Annotated in this window: 19 protein-coding genes; 6 read left to right on the plus strand and 13 right to left on the minus strand. The window is 41.4% G+C overall.

The genetic code is table 11. The features are described from left to right. Positions 1 to 23 precede the first annotated feature (23 nt). The 3 genes from lolA to serS all read left to right on the plus strand — a co-directional run bounded on the left by lolA (position 24) and on the right by serS (position 3410). Positions 24 to 644: an outer membrane lipoprotein chaperone LolA gene (gene lolA / locus LDO51_RS12840; protein ID WP_225574868.1), complete on the plus strand. Its 621-nt coding sequence runs from the start codon at positions 24 to 26 to the stop codon at positions 642 to 644. 24 nt (positions 645 to 668) lie between these two features. Then, the gene (locus LDO51_RS12845; RefSeq protein ID WP_225574869.1) at positions 669 to 2012 is read left to right on the plus strand and encodes a replication-associated recombination protein A; all 1344 of its coding nucleotides are present in this window, start codon (positions 669 to 671) and stop codon (positions 2010 to 2012) included. Positions 2013 to 2117: 105 nt separating this feature from the next. After that, on the plus strand, positions 2118 to 3410 hold the full coding sequence (gene serS / locus LDO51_RS12850; protein WP_225574870.1) for a serine--tRNA ligase: 1293 nt from the start codon (positions 2118 to 2120) through the stop codon (positions 3408 to 3410). 137 nt (positions 3411 to 3547) lie between these two features. Here the strand turns inward: serS and LDO51_RS12855 are convergent, their stop codons facing one another. The 5 genes from LDO51_RS12855 to ycaO all read right to left on the minus strand — a co-directional run bounded on the left by LDO51_RS12855 (position 3548) and on the right by ycaO (position 10863). Further along, on the minus strand, positions 3548 to 4384 hold the full coding sequence (locus tag LDO51_RS12855) for a BPSS1780 family membrane protein (RefSeq protein WP_225574871.1): 837 nt from the start codon (positions 4382 to 4384) through the stop codon (positions 3548 to 3550). Between the two features lie 224 nt (positions 4385 to 4608). Continuing rightward, a complete protein-coding gene (gene pflA / locus LDO51_RS12860) occupies positions 4609 to 5376 on the minus strand; it encodes a pyruvate formate lyase 1-activating protein (RefSeq protein ID WP_224061141.1) in 768 nt (255 codons plus the stop codon). 139 nt (positions 5377 to 5515) lie between these two features. After that, positions 5516 to 7798, minus strand: coding sequence for a formate C-acetyltransferase (gene pflB / locus LDO51_RS12865; RefSeq protein WP_225574872.1), 2283 nt, complete (start codon positions 7796 to 7798; stop codon positions 5516 to 5518). A gap of 88 nt (positions 7799 to 7886) precedes the next feature. After that, positions 7887 to 8744 (minus strand): formate transporter FocA, encoded by an 858-nt coding sequence (focA, locus tag LDO51_RS12870; protein ID WP_225574873.1) that lies wholly within the window; start codon positions 8742 to 8744, stop codon positions 7887 to 7889. A 364-nt stretch (positions 8745 to 9108) separates the two neighbouring features. After that, positions 9109 to 10863: a 30S ribosomal protein S12 methylthiotransferase accessory factor YcaO gene (gene ycaO, locus LDO51_RS12875; RefSeq protein WP_225574874.1), complete on the minus strand. Its 1755-nt coding sequence runs from the start codon at positions 10861 to 10863 to the stop codon at positions 9109 to 9111. A gap of 235 nt (positions 10864 to 11098) precedes the next feature. On the opposite strand from ycaO, the gene ansB reads away from it, so the two are divergent. Continuing rightward, entirely contained in the window at positions 11099 to 12142 is a 1044-nt protein-coding gene (gene ansB / locus LDO51_RS12880) for an L-asparaginase 2 (RefSeq protein WP_108478916.1), read from the plus strand. A 174-nt stretch (positions 12143 to 12316) separates the two neighbouring features. Here the strand turns inward: ansB and LDO51_RS12885 are convergent, their stop codons facing one another. The 8 genes from LDO51_RS12885 to LDO51_RS12920 all read right to left on the minus strand — a co-directional run bounded on the left by LDO51_RS12885 (position 12317) and on the right by LDO51_RS12920 (position 21633). Next, positions 12317 to 12838, minus strand: coding sequence for a bactofilin family protein (locus tag LDO51_RS12885; RefSeq protein WP_225574875.1), 522 nt, complete (start codon positions 12836 to 12838; stop codon positions 12317 to 12319). Between the two features lie 444 nt (positions 12839 to 13282). After that, positions 13283 to 13729: a ferric iron uptake transcriptional regulator gene (gene fur, locus LDO51_RS12890; protein ID WP_036951797.1), complete on the minus strand. Its 447-nt coding sequence runs from the start codon at positions 13727 to 13729 to the stop codon at positions 13283 to 13285. A 229-nt stretch (positions 13730 to 13958) separates the two neighbouring features. Further along, positions 13959 to 14486: a flavodoxin FldA gene (gene fldA, locus LDO51_RS12895; protein WP_036951795.1), complete on the minus strand. Its 528-nt coding sequence runs from the start codon at positions 14484 to 14486 to the stop codon at positions 13959 to 13961. Between the two features lie 154 nt (positions 14487 to 14640). Then, entirely contained in the window at positions 14641 to 14934 is a 294-nt protein-coding gene (gene ybfE, locus LDO51_RS12900; RefSeq protein WP_036951793.1) for a LexA regulated protein, read from the minus strand. A gap of 173 nt (positions 14935 to 15107) precedes the next feature. Then, a complete protein-coding gene (locus tag LDO51_RS12905; protein ID WP_225574876.1) occupies positions 15108 to 17198 on the minus strand; it encodes a type I secretion system permease/ATPase in 2091 nt (696 codons plus the stop codon). Between the two features lie 3 nt (positions 17199 to 17201). Next, the gene (locus LDO51_RS12910) at positions 17202 to 18530 is read right to left on the minus strand and encodes an HlyD family type I secretion periplasmic adaptor subunit (protein ID WP_225574877.1); all 1329 of its coding nucleotides are present in this window, start codon (positions 18528 to 18530) and stop codon (positions 17202 to 17204) included. Positions 18531 to 18547: 17 nt separating this feature from the next. Beyond that, a complete protein-coding gene (locus LDO51_RS12915) occupies positions 18548 to 20635 on the minus strand; it encodes a peptidase domain-containing ABC transporter (RefSeq protein ID WP_225574878.1) in 2088 nt (695 codons plus the stop codon). A 221-nt stretch (positions 20636 to 20856) separates the two neighbouring features. After that, positions 20857 to 21633: an alpha/beta fold hydrolase gene (locus tag LDO51_RS12920; RefSeq protein ID WP_225574879.1), complete on the minus strand. Its 777-nt coding sequence runs from the start codon at positions 21631 to 21633 to the stop codon at positions 20857 to 20859. A 241-nt stretch (positions 21634 to 21874) separates the two neighbouring features. Between LDO51_RS12920 and seqA the strand changes: the two genes are divergently transcribed. Continuing rightward, positions 21875 to 22423, plus strand: a complete 549-nt coding sequence (gene seqA, locus LDO51_RS12925; RefSeq protein ID WP_225574880.1) for a replication initiation negative regulator SeqA — start codon at positions 21875 to 21877, stop codon at positions 22421 to 22423. Positions 22424 to 22516: 93 nt separating this feature from the next. Next, complete coding sequence (gene pgm / locus LDO51_RS12930; protein WP_225574881.1) at positions 22517 to 24151, plus strand: phosphoglucomutase (alpha-D-glucose-1,6-bisphosphate-dependent); 1635 nt, start codon at positions 22517 to 22519, stop codon at positions 24149 to 24151. Positions 24152 to 24314: the final 163 nt, after the last annotated feature.

Genomic DNA, 24314 nt, shown 5'->3' on the forward strand with positions numbered 1-24314 from the left:
ATTAATTTTAAGGTCTTTTCTCGATGAAAAAAATGATGTTGTTAGGTGCATTAGCCCTGAGTTTAAACGTAGGTCAAGTATTGGCAGATGCGAGTCAAGACCTTCAAGATCGTCTGAGTAAAGTAAATAGCTTCCAAGCGAGCTTCTCTCAGAAAGTGACTAGCCCAGAAGGTGATCTTATCCAAGAGGGAGTCGGTGATTTGTGGATTGAACGCCCTAACTTATTTAACTGGAATATGACTTCACCGGATGAAAGTGTTTTGGTATCAGACGGTAAAAATCTGTGGTTTTACAACCCATTTGTTGAGCAAGTGACGGTGACAAACTTAGCCGATGCTACCCAAGATACGCCATTCCTGCTATTAACACGCAACAATCCGCAGGATTGGAAACAGTATTCTATTGTCCAACAGGGTAATACGTTTGATCTGAAACCAAAACAATCGAATGGGACATTAAAAAGTTTCTCTATTACGGTTAACCCGCAAGGGACGATTGAGAAATTTGCGGCTGTTGAACAAGACGGACAAACCAGCGCGTATCAATTAAAACAGCAAAAAAATGGCCCAGTTGACCCAGGTAAATTCAAATTTACGGTACCAAAAGGGGTCACTTTGGATGACCAGCGTTCTCGCGCTCACTAATCTCTAGGGGGTAAAGAGAGTCTCGTGGGTAACTTATCTCTTGATTTTTCACAAAATGAATTTCAACCTCTGGCTGCGCGTATGCGGCCAGAAACCCTTGAACAATATATCGGTCAAACGCATTTACTTGCCGAAGGTAAACCATTACCACGTGCGATTAAGGCGGGTCATTTACACTCAATGATCTTGTGGGGACCTCCGGGAACGGGGAAAACTACCTTGGCTGAAATTATTGGCCACTACGCACAAGCGGATATCGAGCGTATTTCTGCGGTAACGTCGGGGATCAAAGAGATCCGTGAATCTATCGAAAAAGCGCGCCAAAACCGTAGTGCGGGACGAAGAACCATTTTGTTTGTGGATGAAGTTCACCGCTTTAATAAAAGCCAGCAAGATGCTTTTTTACCTCATATTGAAGACGGTACCATCACTTTTATTGGTGCGACTACCGAAAACCCATCATTCGAACTCAACTCGGCACTGCTTTCTCGCGCAAGAGTCTATCTATTAAAATCTTTAGAAAGTAGTGAAATTGAAGAGGTGCTATTGCAGGCATTAGGCGATAGCAGTCGGGGTTTGGGAGGGCAAAATATCGTTCTCCCAGATAGTACCCGAAAAATGATTGCCGACTTGGTGAATGGGGATGCAAGGCGCTCATTGAATTTGCTGGAAATGATGTCGGATATGGCGGAGGCGGATAATCAAGGTCAACGAGTGCTAACCGCCGAGTTACTCAAAGAAGTGAGTGGCGAACGCGCGGCGCGTTTCGACAATAAGGGTGATCGGTACTATGACTTAATTTCTGCTCTGCATAAATCAGTTCGTGGTTCAGCCCCCGATGCGGCGCTTTATTGGTATGCGCGGATTATTACCGCGGGCGGTGATCCTCTATATGTGGCTCGCCGTTTGTTAGCAATTGCCTCTGAAGATGTGGGAAATGCGGATCCTCGAGCCATGCAAGTGGCGATTTCAGCATGGGACTGTTTTACTCGTGTAGGTCCGGCGGAAGGGGAGCGCGCGATTGCTCAAGCCATTGTTTACCTTGCGTGTGCACCGAAAAGCAATGCAGTTTACACCGCGTATAAAGCCGCAATTAAAGATGCTCAAATGCAGCCAGATTATGATGTTCCTGAACATTTAAGAAATGCCCCTACCAAATTAATGAAAGAGTTAGGTGTCGGTAAAGAGTATCGTTATGCTCATGATGAACCTAATGCTTACGCGGCGGGTGAAAACTATTTCCCTGAGCCAATGAAAGCGACACAATACTATTACCCAACGGCACGTGGGTTAGAAGGCAAAATTGCTGAAAAACTCGACTGGTTAGCCCAACAAGATCAAATTAGCGCAACAAAACGCTATCGCTAATCGGGTCAATGCGGTAAGGTTATAAAGCATTAAAATAATCTAAATATAACGCCGGAGCGCGTTATATTCGCTCTCACAATTGACTAACAAAATCACAGGATAAGCATGCTCGATCCAAATTTACTGCGTACGGAGCTAGACGCGGTTGCTACAAAACTGGCTCGCAGGGGTTTTACCCTTGATGTGGAAAAGCTGCGTGAATTAGAAGAACGCCGCAAAGTTTTACAAGTTGAAACTGAAACCCTGCAAGCAGACCGTAACTCGCGATCGAAAACTATTGGTGCAGCGAAAGCGCGTGGTGAAGACATTGAGCCATTACGCCTGGAAGTGAACCAATTAGGCGAAAAATTGGATGCTGCTAAAGCAGAGTTAGATAAACTGCAACAAGAAATCCGTGATATTGCATTAAGTATCCCGAATATTCCTGATGATGAAGTGCCTGACGGTAAAGATGACTCTGAAAACTTAGAAGTCGCTCGTTGGGGTAAACCTCGCCAATATGATTTTGAAGTCAAAGATCATGTGAGTTTAGGTGAGCTGGCAGGTGGTTTAGATTTTCCTGCGGCAGTGAAATTGACAGGTGCTCGTTTTGTTGTAATGAAAGGCCAAATCGCGCGTATGCACCGTGCATTAGCACAATTTATGCTGGATTTACACACTGAACAACATGGCTATCAAGAGCTATATGTTCCTTATTTAGTCAACCATGACACGCTGTATGGTACTGGTCAACTGCCGAAGTTTGGTGAGGATTTATTCCACACTAAACCGTTGGAAGAAGAAGCGGATAGCAGTACTTATGCACTGATCCCAACCGCAGAAGTGCCAGTGACTAACTTAGTGCGAGATGAAATTTTAGATGAAGATTCACTTCCTCTGAAAATGACGGCTCATACACCATGTTTCCGTTCAGAAGCGGGCTCTTATGGTCGTGATACTCGTGGTCTGATCCGTATGCACCAATTTGATAAAGTTGAATTAGTGCAAATCGTGCACCCTGAGAAATCAATGGCAGCACTGGAAGAGTTAACGGGTCACGCGGAAAAAGTTTTGCAATTACTGGAACTGCCATACCGTAAAGTGCTGCTATGTACTGGGGATATCGGCTTTGGTTCACGCAAAACTTACGATTTAGAAGTTTGGTTACCAGCGCAAAATACATACCGTGAGATTTCTTCTTGCTCAAATATGTGGGACTTCCAAGCTCGCCGCATGCAAGCGCGTTTCCGTGGTAAGAGCGACAAGAAAACCCAACTGGTTCATACATTGAATGGTTCTGGTTTAGCGGTCGGTCGTACTCTGGTTGCTGTGTTAGAAAACTATCAGCAAGCGGATGGACGCATTGAAGTGCCAGCGGTCTTACGTCCATATATGAAAGGCTTAGAATATATCGGCTAATTGATATATTTGATGTTGAAGGCTGAGCTTGGTTTTAGACTGAGCTCAGCCTTTTTTATGAGTTTAACGGTATTGGCTATAATACAAATATTTGGCGCCAAATTTTCAAAGAAAAAATGGCGCCAAATCTGTCTTACTTACATAATCAATGAACTGGTCTGGGACTGTTTAGTATCGGTAAAAAAGATACTGCGGTATGTGCTGTAGTAAGTTGCGTACATAATTGGCATCGAGATAAATAATCCTAAACCGAATGGGATAATGGAGACAAACATTAGCACCATGGCAATCAGGAAGAATAAGAAGCCGGGTAATAGGTTTTTCTTCACTGCCTGTAAGCTGGCGGAGATAGACGTGCCAATTTTGAAATCATGATTCATGATAAGCGCAGGGGCAAACCACGTTAATGCTGTGCCAAATAAGCTGGCTAATGCCATGACAATGCCTGCAAATACAAATGTTCCAGTTGATGCAAACAAGACTGCATCTGAAATACCATCGTATTGGTCAGCTTGCATCACTAAGCTAAAAATGGCCGAGCCAGCAATAAGAAATGCAATTAACATTCCGACCATATTGGCAGCAAAGTTTATGGCGCCGATGGCAAATAGCTCACCAAATTTCTTTTGGAATCCTGAGAAAAGTAAGCCGATATCGACTTCGCCAGTTTTGCGTTGATTTTCACAAATCGCAATGATCCCCCCGACGAAAACTGGGGTAACAAAACTCACAAACATGCTGATAAGTGGCAGAAAAGCCATAGCAAAGATAATCAGGAAAAAGACAACGTTAATCAGGATCCACATGCCTAATTTTTCTTTGACCAGCGCCCACGCTTGGCTGATCCATTCAACACCTTCTCCTGCTTGAACGGCGCGAGGTTCAGGCGTAAATACAAAACTATCTACGGGCTCTTGAGGTGATGGCGTTACAGGTGATATGCCGTTATCGACATTATCGTGTTCATTATTCATGGTAAATGACCTATTCGTAGTGATGAATTAGCAATGTTTATTATAGTGTTATGTTGCTATTGATTTATAAATTAAATTTAGCTTGGGAATTATGCCTAAAAACTCAATATTATCAAAGCAGAGTAATCTGGTTACGTGAGAGTCGGTAGGATTATGAGAGCAGGTAGCGTGGAGAGAAGAAGGGGATAATGAACCAGGCTCCCCGAAGGAAGCCTAGTTTTAAATTAGTACATGACTTTTTTGCCGTAGCTTTCGAGGATACTTTTTACTCTTTCCATCACCTCTTTTGACGGTGGTCTCACGCCATCAAGTTTGTATTCTTCACCCATAGTTTCCCATTTGTGTTTACCCAGCTCATGGTAAGGGAGCAACTCAATTTTTTCGATATTATCCATATCTTTGACAAACTCACCGAGCATATGGACTGAGTGGTCATCGTCACTCCAGCCTGGGACAACGACGTAACGGATCCACGTCTTTTGATTGCGCTTAGCAAGGTAGCGAGCAAATTCTAAGGTGCGATGATTGGAAACGCCCACGAGTTTTTGGTGGATCTCATCATCAAGCTGTTTTAAGTCAAGCATGACAAGATCAGTGACTTCCATCAGCTCATCAATGACTGGATCATAACGGCGAACAAATCCATTAGTGTCTAAGCAGGTATGGATGTTTTCTTTCTTACAAGCGCGGAACCAATCACGGACAAAATCAGCCTGTAAAATAGCTTCACCACCGGATGCCGTTACTCCGCCGCCTGTTGCGTTCATAAAGTGGCGGTAAGTGACGGCTTCTTTCATTAACTCATCAACGGTGACCATGTTACCAGTATGGGTATCCCACGTATCACGGTTATGGCAATACAGGCAGCGCATTAGGCAGCCTTGGAAGAAGACAATAAAGCGGATCCCTGGCCCATCGACGGTACCGCAGGATTCGAAGGAGTGAATTCGTCCAAACATCGCAGGTGGCGAGGTAGTCGAAATTTCTGTCATTGGAATAGTATTTTGCGTTGTTGACATAGCAGGAACTCACAGAATGTAGAATTATAATTTATTATCTTTGACTAAGATAGAAAGGCCCCAATGGGAGGGGCCTTTTATTTATTTTACGTTATAGAATCTTAGCAAAGTCTTACAGAGTACTGGTGAAAGTACGAGTAATAACGTCTTGCTGTTGTTCTTTAGTCAGAGAGTTAAAGCGCACTGCGTATCCTGATACACGGATAGTCAGCTGCGGATATTTCTCTGGGTTTTCCATCGCGTCTAACAGCATTTCGCGGTTCATGACGTTCACGTTTAAGTGCTGGCCACCTTCGATAGAAGATTCATGGTGGAAGTAACCATCCATCAGACCCGCTAAGTTAGTTTTACGTACTTCGTCGTCTTTACCTAATGCATTTGGTACGATAGAGAAGGTATAAGAAATACCATCTTTCGCGTAAGCAAACGGCAGTTTAGCCACTGAAGTCAGTGATGCAACCGCACCTTTTTGGTCACGACCGTGCATCGGGTTAGCACCTGGTCCGAATGGAGCGCCAGCGCGACGACCATCTGGGGTGTTACCTGTTTTCTTACCATACACAACGTTAGAAGTGATAGTCAGAACGGATTGAGTTGGAACCGCGTTACGGTAAGTAGGCAGTTTCTGGATTTTCTTCATGAAACGTTCTACTAAGTCACAAGCGATGTCATCAACACGTGGGTCGTTGTTACCGAATTGTGGGTATTCACCTTCGATTTCGAAGTCGATAGCGATGCCATCTTCGTCACGAATAGGTTTAACTTTTGCGTATTTGATTGCAGACAGTGAGTCAGCCGCAACAGACAGACCTGCGATACCGCATGCCATTGTACGGTAAACATCACGGTCATGAAGTGCCATCAGCGCTGCTTCATAGCTGTATTTATCGTGCATGAAGTGGATGCAGTTCAGCGCAGTGACGTACTGAGTTGCTAACCAATCCATGAAGTGGTCCATTTTGTTCATCACGGTATCGAAATCAAGAACTTCGTCCATGATTGGTGCATGTTTAGGACCGACTTGCATTTTCAGTTTTTCGTCCACACCACCATTGATGGTGTACAGCATAGTTTTCGCTAAGTTTGCACGAGCACCGAAGAACTGCATTTGCTTACCAACAATCATTGGGCTCACGCAACATGCGATTGCGTAGTCATCATTGTTGAAGTCAGGACGCATTAAGTCATCGTTTTCATACTGTACAGATGAAGTATCGATAGACACTTTTGCTGCGAACTTTTTGAAGTTCATTGGCAGTTTTTCTGACCACAGGATAGTCATGTTAGGCTCTGGAGATGGGCCCATGGTATACAGTGTGTTCAGGAAACGGAAGGTGTTTTTAGTCACCATAGTACGGCCATCAAGACCCATACCAGCCAGTGATTCTGTAGCCCAGATTGGGTCACCAGAGAACAGCTCATCGTATTCAGGTGTACGTAAGAAACGAACCATACGCAGTTTCATGACTAAATGGTCAATCAGTTCTTGCGCTTGTTCTTCTGTAATTTTACCTGCTTCTAAGTCACGTTGGATGTACACGTCTAAGAACGTAGATACACGACCAAATGACATCGCTGCACCGTTTTGAGATTTAACAGCGGCTAAGTAACCGAAGTAAGTCCATTGAACCGCTTCTTGCGCGTTAGTTGCAGGACCTGAGATGTCGTAGCCATATTTAGCCGCCATCTCTTTGATTTGGCCGAGAGCACGGTGCTGTTCAGCAATTTCTTCGCGCAGTTGGATAGTCATTTGCAGGTCTTCACCTTTCTCTAATCTTTCTTGCAGAGAGGTGAATTGGTTGAACTTGTCTTTCATCAGGAAATCAATACCGTACAGCGCAACGCGACGGTAGTCACCGATGATACGACCACGACCATAAGCATCAGGTAAACCAGTTAAGATACCTGATTTACGGCATTTTAAGATGTCTGGCGTATAAACATCGAAAACACCTTGGTTATGGGTTTTACGGTAGTCAGTGAAGATTTTTTTCAGGCTAGGATCTAAAGTACGATCGTAAGCTTTACATGAACCTTCAACCATTTTGATACCACCGAACGGGATAAGACCACGTTTCAGAGGTGCATCAGTTTGTAAACCAACGATAGTTTCTAAGTCTTTGCTAATGTAACCAGCATCATGGGAAGTGATTGTTGAAGCAACGTCTGTATCAAAATCAACTGGCGCATGAGTGCGGTTTTCGATTTTGATCCCTTCCATAACTTTTTCCCACAGCTTATCAGTCGCTGGAGTAGAGCCTGCTAAGAAAGATTCATCACCTTCATACGGAGTATAGTTTTTCTGAATAAAGTCACGGACGTTGACGTTATTCTGCCAGTCACCTTGGCTAAAACCTTGCCATGCTAAAGCGAATTTTTCATTTAATTCGGACATGATACTTTTACCTTTTAACAATGGATCTTTGAGGGATCTTAATAAATCTTTGTGTACTTGTAATATCGATCATATTAACCAATTTCGATTAATGTTTTTCGCTATTACGTAGATGCATTAACCAGTAAATCAGGCCGACTAACACTGCGCCGCCAATAACATTCCCGATAGTTACTGGTATTAAATTTTCGGTAATAAAGTTTCCAACGGTTAAGTTAGAAAATTGTTCTGGTGCCATGTTGATATTTGTCCAAAACTCAACAGGGGCGAATTCTTTAATCATGATAGCGAGAGGGATCATAAACATATTTGCAATACTATGTTCAAAGCCACTTGCGACAAACATTGCGATTGGCAGAACTAATACTACCAGTTTGTCAGTTAGGCTACGACCGGCATAGCTCATCCAAACTGCTAAACAAACCATTAAGTTAGCTAAAATACCTAAAAAGACGGCTTCAACAAAAGTATGGTGCAATTTGTAGTTAGCCGTTTGGAGAACGTTTAATCCCCATTGCCCATTCGCCGCAGCATATTGGCCTGCAAACCAAATAATAGCGACAAAAAACAGTGCGCCAATTAAGTTGCCAATATAAACGTTGAACCAATTGAGGAACATTTTTCCCCAAGTGATTTTACCCGTTGCTTTAGATACGATGGTAAGAACTGTGGATGTAAATAAGTCAGCACCGCATACAACAACTAACATTAGTCCAAGGGAGAAGCAGATACCGCCAATCAGTTTAGTAAAACCGTAAGGAGCACTTGCTGCGCCTGTCGTCGCAGTAATATAGAAAACGAAAGCGATAGAGATAAAGATACCAGCGGTGAATGCTGACAAGTAGGTAATAGCTGGGTGTTTGTTCGTTTTATAAACACCCACATCATCAGCGACTTGAGCCATTACAGCAGGGGATAATAAATTAAAAGGATTGTCAGCTTTCATACTAACACTCTCTTACAAAGTTGATTAATTATAGCACGCAATTATAGTAACAAACGGGTGTGATGATAAATTTGATGTGGATCATGAAGTGTCGAGAGAATAGGGCGAAAACAGCATAAAAAACGTCAAAATTAAGCCTAATCAATTGATTTTTATGTAAAAAATATTTTTTAAATTTTATAAATAATTTTTATAAAACAGCTCAAAACGGTCTCGAGAAGTAAAATGTTACAGACGATTGTTAACTAATTTCGATAATTATTATGTGATTGAAATTAAATATTGCTTAAGTAAAGATAAAAGCCCAGAGGCTTTTATCTTGTTCCCCCACGAAACTCATGTGTTTAGTGGGGGGGGATTCTAATTACGCATTAGCGCGCTTAGCTTTTTGCAGCTTTTCATAGGCTGCTAAAAGTCCTTGATGAGCAGGTAATGCTTTGAGCTCTTCATCAATAGACCATAATCCGTAGAAGCTCGACTCACCCGCAATTGCTGCCGACGCCGCATCTACCGCTTCTTGTCCATACATACGAACAAATGCTTGATAATACTGAGCAGGCTCTCTCTCTTTTTCTTGGGAAAGCAGCAGCAGGGTATGCAAGCAGCGATAGTAATTAGCGCGTTCTGGCGTGAAGACGGAGCTGTTGAAGTCCTGTGTCCATTCAACCCAAGCCAGTGCTTGTTCAAGGTCGCCACCCGCTAAGGCTAACATTGATTTCAATTCGCCAATACGTAGGTTGCTCCAGCCATTATCTTTACCAACAGCCAGGCCTAACAGTTCGCGAACACGGGTAAAGTCATCTAATCCGTCGTCATCTAACTGTTCAATGAGAGCAAGATAATCTTCTTTTTCCCACTGGCTATCAGGGAGGGACATAATGGTGTCGCGCAGGTAAGCGCCCATTGCATTGTTGGCAATATGCAAATCTTCTACAGGATAGATATCTGACATACCTGGCACCAAGATACGGCAAGCATACACACCTAAATGGCTGTAATCTGCGATATACACTTGCGCGTCAAGTTTGTTGAAGATTGCCATTAACGTTGCAAATTCTTCAGTCGTGGTGCCTTTAAAGCTCCAATCTGCAAATGGATAATCCGCATCGTCTTTAAACATATCCCAGCTAATTAAACCGCTCGAATCGATAAAGTGAGTTTCTAAATTTGTGTGCTCACCGACTTCTTCATCGTCAAAAGTTGGGGCGTTAAATACGTCCAAATCTTTCAGTCCACGACCTTGCAGTAACTCAGTGACTGTACGCTCTAAGGCAACACCAAAATCAGGGTGCGCACCGAAAGAGGCAAAACAAGTCCCGTTCTGTGGATTAAACAGCACAACACAGATGACTGGGAATTGCCCACCCAAAGAGGCGTCGTAACAGAAGATAGGGAAGCCTTCGTTTTCCAGCGTTTCAATCGCTGCAACGACACCAGGGTAGCGTGCCATTACGTCTGTTGGAATCGTTGGCAGACTGATACTTTCGGCAATGATTTTATTTTTCACAAAGCGTTCGAATACTTCGGATAACCCTTGTACACGGGCTTCGTTTGCGGTGTTTCCTGCGGACATACCATTAGACACATACAAGTTGCCGACGATATTCATTGGAATATAGACGGTGCTGTTATCCGATTGACGTGTAAATGGCAGGGCACAAATACCGCGTTCTTCATTACCTGATTGCAGGTCAATCAGTTGGCTTCCAGCGAGTGCATTGTCGGGATCATAAAAAGCAATTAAGCGCTCATCCAGCAAACCGGTTGGCAGGCTATCATCTTCAGTTAATGGGAACCATTTCTCATTAGGATAATGAACGAAATCCCCCTCAGCGATGGATTTACCTAAATAGAAATCCGCGAAGAAATAGTTGGTGGATAAACGCTCAAAATATTCACCGAGAGCAGAGGCTAAAGCTGCTTTTTTACTTGCGCCTTTACCGTTGGTGAAGCACAGCGGACACTCTTTGTCACGAATATGAACGGACCAAACATTTGGAACCGGATTCAGCCAAGAGGCTTCTTCGATATTAAACCCTAAATTTTTCAGTTTGGTTTGGAATGCATCAATGGAGTCTTCGAGTGCGGCATCTTTGCCGGGAATAAATGTTTGGCTCATTGTCAGTCACTTGTAAATGGCTTGTTTCAGATGGCGGCTATGATACGGATTTTTTGCTTAGTGCTCACGCTTTTTATGCTGAGCTCACGCTTTTTATTCAAGACAGGAAAATAGCGAAAAATTAAAATTTACTAAAATGACAAAGTCGATCACAAAACTCTCAGATTAAATCCACATAATAACGTGAGTTTATTTTTAATATCATGCTAGTTAATTTTAGTTAAAGGAAAATAGGATGAAAAACCGAAATAAAGCGCTGCTAGCCACATTAGTTTCACTGTTTGCTGCATCCGCATTCGCACAACCGAATATTACGGTGTTGGCAACGGGTGGTACCATTGCGGGTGGTGGAGAATCAGCAACAGGTTCAAGCTACCAAGCTGGGAAAGTAGGAATTGACTCTTTACTTAATGCGGTACCAGAGACTAAAAAAATTGCTAACCTAAGCGGTGAGCAGCTGGTAAATATCGGCTCTCAAGATATGAATGACCAAGTTTGGTTAACTCTCGCTAAAAAAATCAATCAAGATTGTAATAAAACCGATGGCTTCGTTATCACTCATGGTACTGACACCATGGAAGAAACAGCTTTCTTTCTTGATTTAACCACTGCTTGTAAAAAACCGATTGTGATGGTGGGTGCAATGCGTCCTTCTACAGCATTGGGCGCTGACGGTCCATTGAACTTATACAATGCCGTAGTATTAGCATCTGATAAATCTGCAGGGGAGCGTGGTGTGCTGATGGCGATGAATGACAAAGTGATCCAAGGTCGCAATGTGATGAAAATGAGCACAACAGAAGTTCAAGCCTTTGATGCCGTGAATGCGGGGGCAGAAGGCTATATTCATGATGGTAAAGTCACTTATTATCAAGCACCTCAGCCTCGTGGAGATAAACCTGTTTTTGATGTGAGCAAATTAGATAAATTACCGGAAGTGGGCATTGTTTATAACTATGCGAATGCATCTTCAGCACCAGTAAAAGCACTACGCGAAGAAGGTGTTAAAGGCATTGTAAGTGCTGGTGTAGGTAACGGGAATATGTATAAAACGATTTTTGATGCACTCGCCAATGCAGCAAAAGAGGATGTTGTCGTGGTGCGTTCTAGTCGCGTACCGACTGGTTATACAACGCGAAATGCGGAAGTGAATGATAATGAATATGGGTTTGTGGCATCTGAAAGATTGAATCCACAAAAATCTCGTGTATTACTGCAATTAGCTTTAACACAAACGAAAGACCCGAAAAAAATCCAAGAAATGTTTGAACAATATTAATATTGAATAATAGGCGGCTGAAATGCCGCCTTTATTCTATTTCTATTACACATAATAAATGTATTTTTAGTATGAATTAAATTAAGAACATAAGAATAACTCGATAATAAACTCTTATAGAGTGGCTAATTACGTTTATTATCGAAGGTTTTGAATGCTAAGCAACAAATTTAATTATAAAGAACCCTCATCAGCTATTTGAGTCTCTGATTTTCCTTGTTTGAATTTTTCTTTAAATGCGGAGATATTACCTTCTGATTTGGCCACAGATTTGACTTCTGCTAGACCAGAAAAAATACCGCCTTTTTTGATGGATAAATTTGAATAGCGAATCGTGCCGTAAATTTCACCATTAGTATCAATACTAATGGTTTCTGAAATGCACTCCCCTTCCACTTTACCGTTTACCCACAACTCGTTACTGGTGATATTGCCGGTAACTTGGCCATTTTGCATGATTTTAACGGTATTATTTTTACCAATAATATTGCCAATGACAGTGCCATAGATATGAACTTGTTCATTAGAGGTGATATTACCTTCAAAAACAACATCTTTGGCGATGATAGTATTGGTTTTTTCTTCGCTGATCACCGGTGACGATACTTGTATTTTTTCCTCAGCAATTTGCTGCATGATTTCTTCTTTATTGATAGTGGGAGTGGGCTCTGGTTTGCTTTGTTTTTTATTGAACATGGGACTAACCTTTTTGTAATTGAAGTATAAAACTAAACAAATGATTGAAGATATAAAGGCAACAGATGCCACGATGGTATATCTAAAAAACCACGCTATCAAAGTAAGAAACCAGAAGAAAAAACTTATGTTCAAAAACAGATATGTTTTCTTCATTCCTTAATCTCTTACACACAAATTTGATAATTAGTATAAATTAAAATAGCACATAACAAATTAAAGAATAGAGGAAGATTTTGGTTTTATCTGAAGAAATAACGCTATGTATTTTTAAAAAATAGTCGCTAATTTTCAGGGAAAGAGTAGAAATAAAGAGTAGAAGTAGAGAAATGTTAAGTATATTTAAACAAAAATACCCATTAATGAACATTAAGTGGGTATTTTTAACATTAACTGACTCGTTAAATAAAGCGCATTTTTAGTTATCAGCGCTTGATTAAGTCATTATTTAGCTTCGTGTGCAGCACTATTTTCACGACAGTCGCCTTCAGCGCAATGACCGTACAAATATAAACTGTGGTTAGAGAGTTTGATGCCGTGACGAGCAGCGATATCATGCTGACGTTTTTCGATTGATTCGTCAGTGAATTCGATAACCTTGCCACAATCTAAACAGATTAAGTGGTCATGGTGGTGTTGCTGAGTTAATTCAAATACGGATTTTCCACCTTCGAAATTGTGGCGAGTTACAATACCCGCATCATCAAATTGGTTTAATACGCGGTAAACAGTGGCTAACCCAATTTCTTCACCAATATCAATCAGCTTTTTGTAGAGATCTTCCGCACTGACGTGATGGCACTCAGGCTCCTGAAGTACTTCCAAAATCTTCAATCTTGGAAGAGTGACTTTGAGTCCTGCATTTTTCAATGCTTTATTATTGTCTGTCATGCGGGCTTGTCCTGTATTTTAAATCATAAATTTAACAATAATGAGACGTTTTTAACAAAAATCCAGTTGTCTTCTAAACTGATTTACAATTATAGGCATGGAAAATAAAAATAGAAACCATGCATTGTCTCATTATTTTGATTCGTTCTTAAAAGCGAGTCCATTAGATGGAAGGAATAACCCATCATATCGAATGGCTCCCGCTTTTAATTGACAATCTATGTCATTATTAGCCAAGGATTTCAGCCAGAGACATCTCTTCAGAGATCTGTTTAACCCAAGCGTCAACACGTTCTTCGGTCAGTTCTGGTTGACGATCTTCATCGATAGCAAGGCCGATAAAGTGATTATCGTCCGCCATACCTTTAGAAACTTCAAAGTGGTAGCCTTCAGTTGGCCAATGGCCCACGATCACTGCTCCACGCGGCTCAATGATGTCACGGATAGTTCCCATCGCATCACAAAAATACTCTGCGTAGTCTTCTTGGTCTCCACAACCAAACAGTGCGACAAGCTTGCCGTCAAAATCAATTTCTTCCAATGTCGGGAAAAAATCATCCCAATCACACTGAGCTTCACCGTAATACCAGGTAGGGATGCCAAGAAGTAGGATATCAAACGCTTCGATATCTTCTTTGCTGCATTTAGCAATATCGTGAACTTCTGCAACATCTTTGCCTAATCTTTCTTGGATCATTTTGGCAATATTTTCTGTGTTACCTGTGTCACTTCCGAAGAAAATGCCTATAACTGCCATAAAGTGATTAACCTCTTGTTTTTCTAGTAGAGAGTATAAATTACCGATTCTGCTAGAACTAAAAATAGAACGAAAATAGGTAAAATTTTGCGCCTTATTTTGGCGAAAAAAACAGTGTTAGTCTGTCAAATTTGTGTGATTTACCCAGATACGATTAGCGATCAATTGTCTCACTAACCTGCTCAAGTTGAGCCATCAAAATTTCTTCAATTAGCTCACTTCGGCTTATGTTTTTCTCTTCAGCTAATTGGTTTAAGACCGCGACAGCGTCTTCATTTAATTTCAGCTCAACTCGACGTAGCCCTTTGACTTTGTCTCGTTTTAGCTGATTTCGCTTATTGATTCGTAATTGTTCATCCCGCGACAACGGGCTAGTTTTTGGTCGCCCAGGCCTGCGTTCTTCTGCGAACAAATCCAGTGTGGTGCGGTCAGTTTGTTCTTTTGCCATATCTACTATTGCTAACGGAAGGGGTGTGCCAGTAATTCAGCGGGCAATGATACCCTAGCTGAACCCCTAGTACCATAGGTGCATACCCCGCTAATTCATCTAATAGATTAAAAAAAAAGCACTTTTAAGAAAAAAGCATCGCTCAAAGGGTAAGTGATGCTTTTTTATTCAGATTAACGGGTCTGTTGTTGCCATAAATTGGCATAAAGACCGTTCAGTTTTAGAAGATTCTGATGAGTTTCCGCTTCGGCGACTTCACCATTTCGTATCACGTAAATTTTATCGGCGTTCATAATGGTATTGAGGCGATGGGCAATGCTAATCACCGTTCTGCCTTGAGTGATTAACGGCATGTTTTTCATGATGGCAGATTCTGACTCGTAATCCAGCGCAGAGGTGGCCTCATCGAGAATTAAAATATCAGGTTCAGTAATTAAGGCTCTAGCAAGGGCAATACGCTGGCGTTGACCGCCAGAGAGATTTAATCCTTTTTCAGATAAATGATAATTAAAGTTTTCAGGCAGAGACATAATAAATTCATAGGCTCCGGCCAGTTTTGCGGCATGGATTAATTGCTGTTCACTCGCTTGTGGGTAACTTAATCGGATATTTTCTGCAATTGTTCCTACAAAAAGAGTGCTCTCTTGAAGGACGACACTCATTCGACGACGTAGCGCGACGGTATCGGTCACCGCTAAATCCATCCCATCGACAATAACTTGCCCATGTTGAGGAATGTATAGACGCTGCAACAATTTGGTGAGGGTGCTTTTCCCAGAGCCGGATGGTCCTGTGACACCAATAAATTCCCCCGCTTTGATGGATAACGTCAGGTTACTTAGCACCTCAGGGGTTTCAGGTTGATAACGAAAGCGGATATTTTGAAACTCAATTTCTCCTTGAATGCGACTTGAGCTGGCAATGCCTTGGCGTTCATTTTCAATGGGTTTATCAAGAATGTCGCCGACGCGACGCAAAGAAATAATGGTATGTTGGAAGTCCTGCCAGATTTGAGCAAATCGCAGAACAGGCTGAGTAACGTGGGCGCTTAGCATATTGAAAGCGACAAGTTCTCCCGGTGTGATATTTCCTGTCAAAACCTCATTAACGCCAATCCAGAGTAGAATAGCGGTAGTCACTTTACTGACTAACGTCATTAACTGTGTTGCCACCACACTACGCATGGAAACTTTGAAGCCTTGAGTCAATTGTTGACTGAGTAATTTTTGCCAGCGTCGAAAAAAATATTTCTCTGTGGCGGTGGTTTTTAAGGTTTCAATACCTGTAATAGATTCAGTTAAAAATGTGAGCCCATTTTCATCGGCTTGGTATGACTTTTCAGTTTGCTGGCGAATGATAGGGCCTAAAATCATCCAGAGAATAAAAAACACCCCCATAGAGCCTACCAGTGTCCATGTCATTAGGCTGCTATACGAAAATAAGACAGCGATAAAGAGGATCACAAAGATAAAATCAATAAACAGCATCAGTGTTGAGCCAGTCAAAAACTGGCGAATATGAGCTAATTCACGGACACGCGCAATGATTTTCCCCGTGGGTCTTAATTTAAAGTAATTCAGCGGTAGTGCCATTAAATGACGATAAATTTTTCCCGAAAGTTCAGCGCTAATTTGTGTGCTGGTATGACTGAAGATTTTATTACGAATAAAGCTGTAAACAGGCTCTGCAATAGCAATGGCTAATATTCCTAAGGCAATAACATGTAAATTAGGCAAGCTGCGCCCGACAAGCACTTTGTCGATTAAGTTTTGAAATAATAGAGGGCTTACGAGTGCAAAAAGTTGCACAATCGCAGCAAGGATAAAGACATTTTTGAGTTTAAAACGTTGGCGAATAATAGATGGAATAAACCAACTGATGCCAAACGCTCTTTTTTGTGCTTTCTCCAACTGCTCCTTAATTAAAATGACGGAGTAATTATATTCGGAGGATTCATTCCATTGTTCCTCATCGTCCCCTTTTGGTGATAGCACGGTGAGCGGTGAATTTTGGGTGATAATATGCCAGCGTTGATTAATCAACACCAAAGCAGGTAATGGGATATCCTGCATTTGTTGTCGAGTGAGAGAAATGAGCTCTGTTTCATAACCAATAATCTGTGCACATTGTCTGATTTCAAAATCTGTGGGGGAATCATTCTGCATACCAATGGCATGCATTAATTGCCCTTGAGTAACATTTTTTTGAAAATGATTAGCAATCCACATTAAGGCTTCCAAGCCATTATTATTTTGCTGTTCCATCGATTACTTCTCTCTCATGGCTGTGGCGGTATACTCGTTAATTGGGCTTAATAGGTAATCAATTAATCGTCGTTTATCTGTTTTTATTTCAGCAACAATGGACAAACCTGGAGTCAGTTCAATCTGCTGGCCTTCGACTAATAGCTGTTTACTGTTTAAGCCAATTTGCGCTAAATAAACGAGACCTAGATTGTCATCTTGTGTGCTATCGCGGGAAATGGACAATACCTCACCTTCGATAGTCCCGTAGCGGGTATAAGGGAATGCATCAATTTTGACATCTGCTTTTAAACCTTCTTGGATAAAGCCGATATCTTTATTGAGTATTTTGACTTCAGCTAATTGCACATGATTATTGGGTACAATAACCATCAATTGCTGTGCTGGCTGTAATACAGCCCCAAGGGTATAAACCGCAATTTGTTGTACGGTTCCATCCACTGGCGCGCGAATGACTTCAAGCTGATTTCTTTCTTGGTTTTTAATCAATTCCTGTTCAAGAGAAACAAATTTGAATTTAGCTTGCTGATATTTCTCATGCCATTCTTGGTGTTTTTGCGCATTAATCCTATCTTGCTTTTCGAGCAAAGCATGATGTTGGCTATTTAATATAGAGAGTTCGGATTGCTTGGTGGTTTTTTCTTTTCTTGCGAGTAGTAGTTCACGTTCCTGTTCTAAAAATTCTTTTTGACTGATTAACTGCTTTTGACTCAGTGTGGTATGCGCATCGAGCCGTTTTTTAATGTTATTCATCAAGATGTTGATGTCTTTTAACTCCCGCTCTCTTGCAAGGAAGTTAACGCGATTAAGCTGGATCTCATTGGTTATTTCGTTGAGTAAGGTTTCATACTCTTTTTTAATGGTTTGATAGCTGAGTTGAGCTTGAGCTTGTTCCGTAGATGATAGTTGGCTGTAATAGGCAGAAATTTCAATAGATTGCTGATTGAGTAGGGCATAGTGGATCATTTCTTCACTAGCGTGAAAGTTTTTTTGGTAGTGTTGGCTAAGGATATCTTGGTCTACGCCTAATACTTTAACACTGAGCAATGGATCCCCTTGCTTTACCTGTTGCCCATCTTCAACGTGAATTTGCTGTAAGCGGCTTAACTCAAAAGCTTGAATGGTTTGGGTGCGCCCCGAAACAATAAGTTTTCCTTGAGTGGTCGCTTGAACATCTAATTTTCCAAAATAAGACCAAGCAATAGCGATAAAAATACCAACACTAATACTGATAGCCATGGTAAATGCTAAATAAGAAGGCGGCGTTTTTAAAATAGCTAAATGAGCAGGTAAAAAACTGTTATAGCGAGGGAGCGCTGATTTTTTTTTCATGGTTAACATCCGTGTCATTATTTAAGAGACTGCTGAAGCGTCCATAAATGTGTATAAAATTGATTATTCTCGATTAATTGTTGATGACTACCTTGTTCAACAATTTGCCCTTGCTGCATCACGATAATTTTCTGATGGTTACGGATAGTCGAAAGGCGGTGAGCAATGGTAATTACAGTGCGTCCTTTGGCTATTTCTTGCATATTTTCTTGAATGATAGCTTGAGATTCATCATCCAAGGCGCTGGTGGCCTCATCGAAGATAATGATCTTCGGATCCGACAAAAGTGTTCTAGCAATGGCGATGCGTTGGCGTTGACCTCCAGAAAGAGAGGCGCCGCCTTCGGCTAAAATCGTGTCATAGCCCATTGGCAATTTAAGTATAAAATCGTGGGCACCTGCCATTTTTGCAGCATTCACAACCTCGTCCATCGAGGCGTTAGGGCGAGTTTGAGCGATGTTATCGAAAACAGATTGATGAAATAAAAAATTCTCTTGCAAAACAATACCAACCTGCTGCCTTAAGGAAGAAAGACTCAACTCTGTAATCGGTGTTCCATCAAGATAGATCCCCCCTTGTTCTGGGGTGTATAAACGCAAAATTAGCCGAGCTAGAGTACTTTTTCCTGAGCCCGATGTGCCTACAATACCAATGGTTTCCCCAGCTTTTATTGAAAGATTAAAGTTATTGAGGACGGCTGGCATATTAGGTTGATAACGGAAGCTAATGTTATGTAATTGAATATTGCCACTAAGCTGAGCTTCGTTTCCTTTCTTGCTCTGCTCTTGCGGAAGATTAATAATTTGTGACAGCTTTTCTACTGCCACTTTGGTTCGAATATAATCTCCCCATAATTTGACTAGTTTTACGAGAGGCTGGTTTGCATGATTGACCATCATATGAAAGGCAATGAATTGCCCAATAGTCAATTGCAGTGCAAGAACTTCAGACGCGCCAACCCATAGAATAATAGCGCTCGTTACCTTTTCAATGACCATGACAATATGTTCAGAGCGTGAACTGATTTGCCCAGACACAAAATTGGTTTGGCTCATATCTGCTGTTTGTTTATCCCAACGACGGGTAAAGCTTGGTTCAATGGATAAACTCTTGGCGGTTTCAATCCCATTCACGCTTTCAGTCAAGAATGAGGTATTCACTGCAATATTGGCAAACTGTTGCTGGGCGGCAGCTTCAATTTTTGGTGTTAGCCACCATGCGACCAATAAATAACAGGGAATAGAACAGAGGAAAAGTAAGGTGAGGAGGGGGGAAAGTAAGTTCATCACATAGATGAAGACGAACAAGAATAGAACATCGACACACAGAGTGAAAAAGCTGCTGGTTAAGAATTCTCGGATAGTTTCCAATTCTTTAACTCGAGTAACAATGGCACCAATTTGTCGATTTTTAAAAAATGAAATAGGCAGGCGAAATAAGTGATTAACTAACTTTAATCCTAACGTCATATCAATTCGATTGATGGTATGATTATAAATATATTCTCGTAGTCCTTTTAATATAACTTCAACAATCGCTGCGACGATTAAACCGAAAATTAAAACATCCAAGGTCGATAAACTATTATGAATAAGCACTTTATCCATAATAACTTGCATCACAATGGGGGAGGCTAGTGCTAGTATTTGTAAAATAAAAGAGAAAACCAATACCCAAGTGATGATTCTACGGTACTTCATAAACTCCACTTGGAACCATGAAATATCGAACTTTCCTTGCTTAACGTTGACGTAAAGCCAATCCCCACTCCAATTTTTTTGTAGCTCTTCATGGCTCCATATTTCAGGTGTAGGGTGGCCAAAACGCTGAATGAGCACTTGTTCTTGATTATGATTCGCCAACAGAAAAGCATGACCATCGTTATCATAAAGAATGGTGGGTGACGGTAGTTTTGCGATGCTTTTATCGCGCTGATGCTTATTTTTGCATTTAATCTGATAATTATCTTTTATTGTTTTAATATAATATTGAAGCTGATTTATATTTTTTGTTTTCTGTTTGAAATCATCATAATCAATTTCGCCAGAAAGTTTTGCAATAACGCCAATAAAATATAATGTTGATTGTGTTTTGACACTTTCCATTGTGTATATTCATCACCCTGTATATTTAATAATGTCTGTTTATATATCGATTTGAAAAATATAATTATTTAATCTGGGTAGATAATACAGTCATCATAATTACAAGTGTATTGAAGTTCGTCTTATTATTTGAATGTGAATATGTTTAATGAATGTGTTTCATCCTGATATTGAAAATTTGAATTTCCAATATCAGGATTGCGGGAGTTAAAACGGTTAGATCAGTCAGAAATAGCTAAAAAGCGGTGAATCGCTCGTAGTACATGCTCTGGCTTTTCGGCATGAACCCAATGTCCAGCATCGGCAACCACCCAAGCTTTGGCTTGAGGAAACTGTGCAGCAATGCCGTCGCGGTATTCTGCTTGCACATATGGGGAGTTTCCGCCGGGGATCAGTAACACCGGCTTATCCCATGCAGGCACTGTTTTCCAACCGATGATCTTTTCATAGTTAGCTTTGATTGCCGAAAGATTGAATTTCCACTCACCTTGTTTAAAGGATTTAAGTAAAAATTGAATGACACCTTCTTCGGGAATAAATTCGCGCATAATACCGCTAGCCTCTTTGCGGGTTTTAGCGTGCGCTTGCGTTGTTGCTTCTAACGCTGCAATAATTTCGTCATGGCGGCGAACGTTGTAAGCGACAGGTGCGATATCGATGGCTACAATTTTTTCGATGAAATCAGGTGCTATCTCACTGGCTGCCATGGCAATTTTACCCCCCATGGAGTGCCCAATAAGAATCGCGCTGTGGTAACCAAGGGATTTTACGAGTGAAATCACATCTTCGGCCATCTGTAGGTATTCCATTTCATCAGAACGAAATGAGTCACCATGATTGCGTACATCGACTTGAATAGTATCGAAATAATTTTGTAAGTCGCGACCTAAAACGCCTAAATTATTCAGGTCACCAAAGAGTCCGTGGATCAAAACGACAGGGGTGACGGTGATCGGATTTTCAGGTTTATGGATTGTATAATTGAGTAATTCGGTCATATTTGGACTAGGATTGATGTTGTTTGTCAGATTGGTGACTTATCATGGCATGGTGATGCAAAAAAACCAAATCTGTACAATTGCAAGAATTACAAACACCACAAACAAGATAACCCACTGAAATCTCATAAAACTTAACTCGTTGTTTGTTTTAAGTTATTGAAATTTTAATTGTTTTGTTTTTTTTAAATCTGGCTTATAATCTGGCGCGAATTTTAGATTAAGAAAGTACTGGGAAAAAATGAAAACGATAGAAGTTGATGAAGAGCTTTACCGCTATATTGCAAGTCACACACAGCATATCGGTGAAAGTGCATCGGATATTTTACGCCGTATGCTAAATTTCAAATCCGCGCAGCAGCCAGTACCCGCAAAAGAAGTGAGTGTAGCATCGTTAGCGCCACAAGATGCGCCGGTGATGAATTCCAAGGTGGTTGCTCAAAACCCTGTGAGAGTGATCAGAGAATTATTATTATCTGATGCTTACGCAGAAAAAAATAAGGCGATTGATCGCTTTATGCTAATTCTTTCAACGTTATATAGCTTAGATGCGAAAAGCTTTGAGAGTGCAACAGAATCCATGCATGGCCGTACCCGTGTTTATTTTGCTGGTGATGAGCAAACACTATTGGCTGCGGGCAAGCAATCAAAACCTCGCCATATACCGGGCACACCGTATTGGGTGATAACCAACACCAACACCAATCGTAAGCGCAGTATGATTGATGCGATTATGCAAGAGATGAACTTCCCTGCGAATGTCATCGAAAAAGTCGGCAATACGATTTAACTTTGGTAAATACTATCTAACCTTGATAGTCATCTAAACATTGTGAAGTCACTGGTGTTTCACGCTAAGCATCAGTGCTTTGGGAGATAACAAGTGGCAATTCATGAACGAGCAGGGCAGCTTCCATTTCAAAATGATTTGATTAACGTTGCTCAGTTAACGGCTCAATATTATACCCAACAGCCAGATCCCGATGTGTCTTCTCAGGCCGTCAAGTTTGGGACTTCTGGGCATCGTGGTAGTTCGCTGCGTAAAAACTTTAATGAAAATCACATTCTGGCAATCGCTCAAGCGATAGCGGATCTGCGTAAGCAGCAAGGGGTAACAGGACCTTGTTATGTGGGTAAAGATACCCATGCGCTGTCGGAAGCAGCCTTTATGTCGGTGATTGAGGTATTAGCGGCTAACCAAGTTCATGTTATTGTTCAAGAAGATAATGGTTTTACCCCAACGCCAGCTATCTCCCACGCGATTTTAAGTTATAACAAAGCACATCAAGATGTTGCTGACGGCATCGTCATCACACCATCTCATAATCCACCGGAAGATGGTGGAATTAAATATAATCCAGCTAATGGTGGTCCTGCAGATACAGATTTAACATCGGTTATTGAACAAAATGCTAATCAGTTACTTGCAGCAGATCTTGATGGTGTGAAGTGCTTAGATTTTGCCGATGCAATGGCGAGTGGTTTTGTGGTAGAGCAAGACCTTGTGATGCCATATGTTTGCGCCCTCGGCGAAGTTGTCGATATGCACGCTATCCAAAAATCAGGATTAAAAATCGGTGTCGACCCTCTGGGTGGTTCAGGTATTGAATACTGGAAAAAAATTGCTGAGTATTATCAATTAGATATTGAAATTGTTAATGACCAGCTTGACCAAACATTCCGCTTTATGCCATTAGACCACGATGGAGTGATCCGTATGGACTGTTCATCTCGTTGGGCGATGGCTGGCTTGCTGGGAATGAAAGAAAAGTTTGATTTAGCGTTTGCGAACGATCCGGATTATGACCGCCATGGTATTGTTACTCCAAGTGGGTTAATGAATCCTAACCACTATCTTGCTGTTGCGATTGACTATCTCTTCCAACATCGCCCTCAATGGAGCAAAGAAGTTGCAGTAGGTAAAACATTAGTTTCCAGCGCCATGATTGACCGTGTTGTTAATGATATGGGTCGTGAACTCATTGAAGTGCCTGTTGGCTTTAAATGGTTTGTGGAAGGCTTATTTAATGGCAGCCTTGGTTTTGGTGGCGAAGAGAGTGCCGGCGCTTCATTTTTGAAATTTGATGGCACGCCATGGTCGACGGATAAAGACGGAATTATTTTATGCCTGCTCGCTGCAGAAATTACAGCAGTAACAGGGGAAAACCCTCAGCAGCGTTATAATAAACTCGCTGAAAAATTTGGTGCACCAATCTACAGTCGTATCCAAGCGAAAGCGACTCACGAGCAAAAAGCTAAGTTAAGTAAGTTATCACCAGAAATGGTATCAGCGGACACATTAGCGGGTGATAAAATTACTCAGCGTTTAACCGCAGCTCCGGGCAATGGCGCATCAATTGGTGGGTTAAAAATCATGACTGACTATGGTTGGTTTGCTGCTCGCCCGTCAGGTACTGAAGAAGCTTACAAAATTTACTGTGAAAGTTTCCGTGGTGAAGAGCATCTTCACTTGATTGAGAAAGAAGCGATTGAAATCGTCAGTAAAGTGATTAGCTAGTTATTGTCTTTAAAGCGGGTGATTAGCGCCCGCTTTTTATCATTAAATCCCCCGACTGAAAAATAAAGCAGATTCGAGATTTTATCCCCTTTTTAGCGCTCATTACTTCATAAAATTGTGATAGCTGATTCTGTGACGCTATTAACAAAATTGTTTTCTTTTT

The sequence above is a fragment of the Providencia alcalifaciens genome (genome assembly GCF_020271745.1).
Taxonomy (GTDB): Bacteria; Pseudomonadota; Gammaproteobacteria; order Enterobacterales; family Enterobacteriaceae; genus Providencia; species Providencia alcalifaciens_B.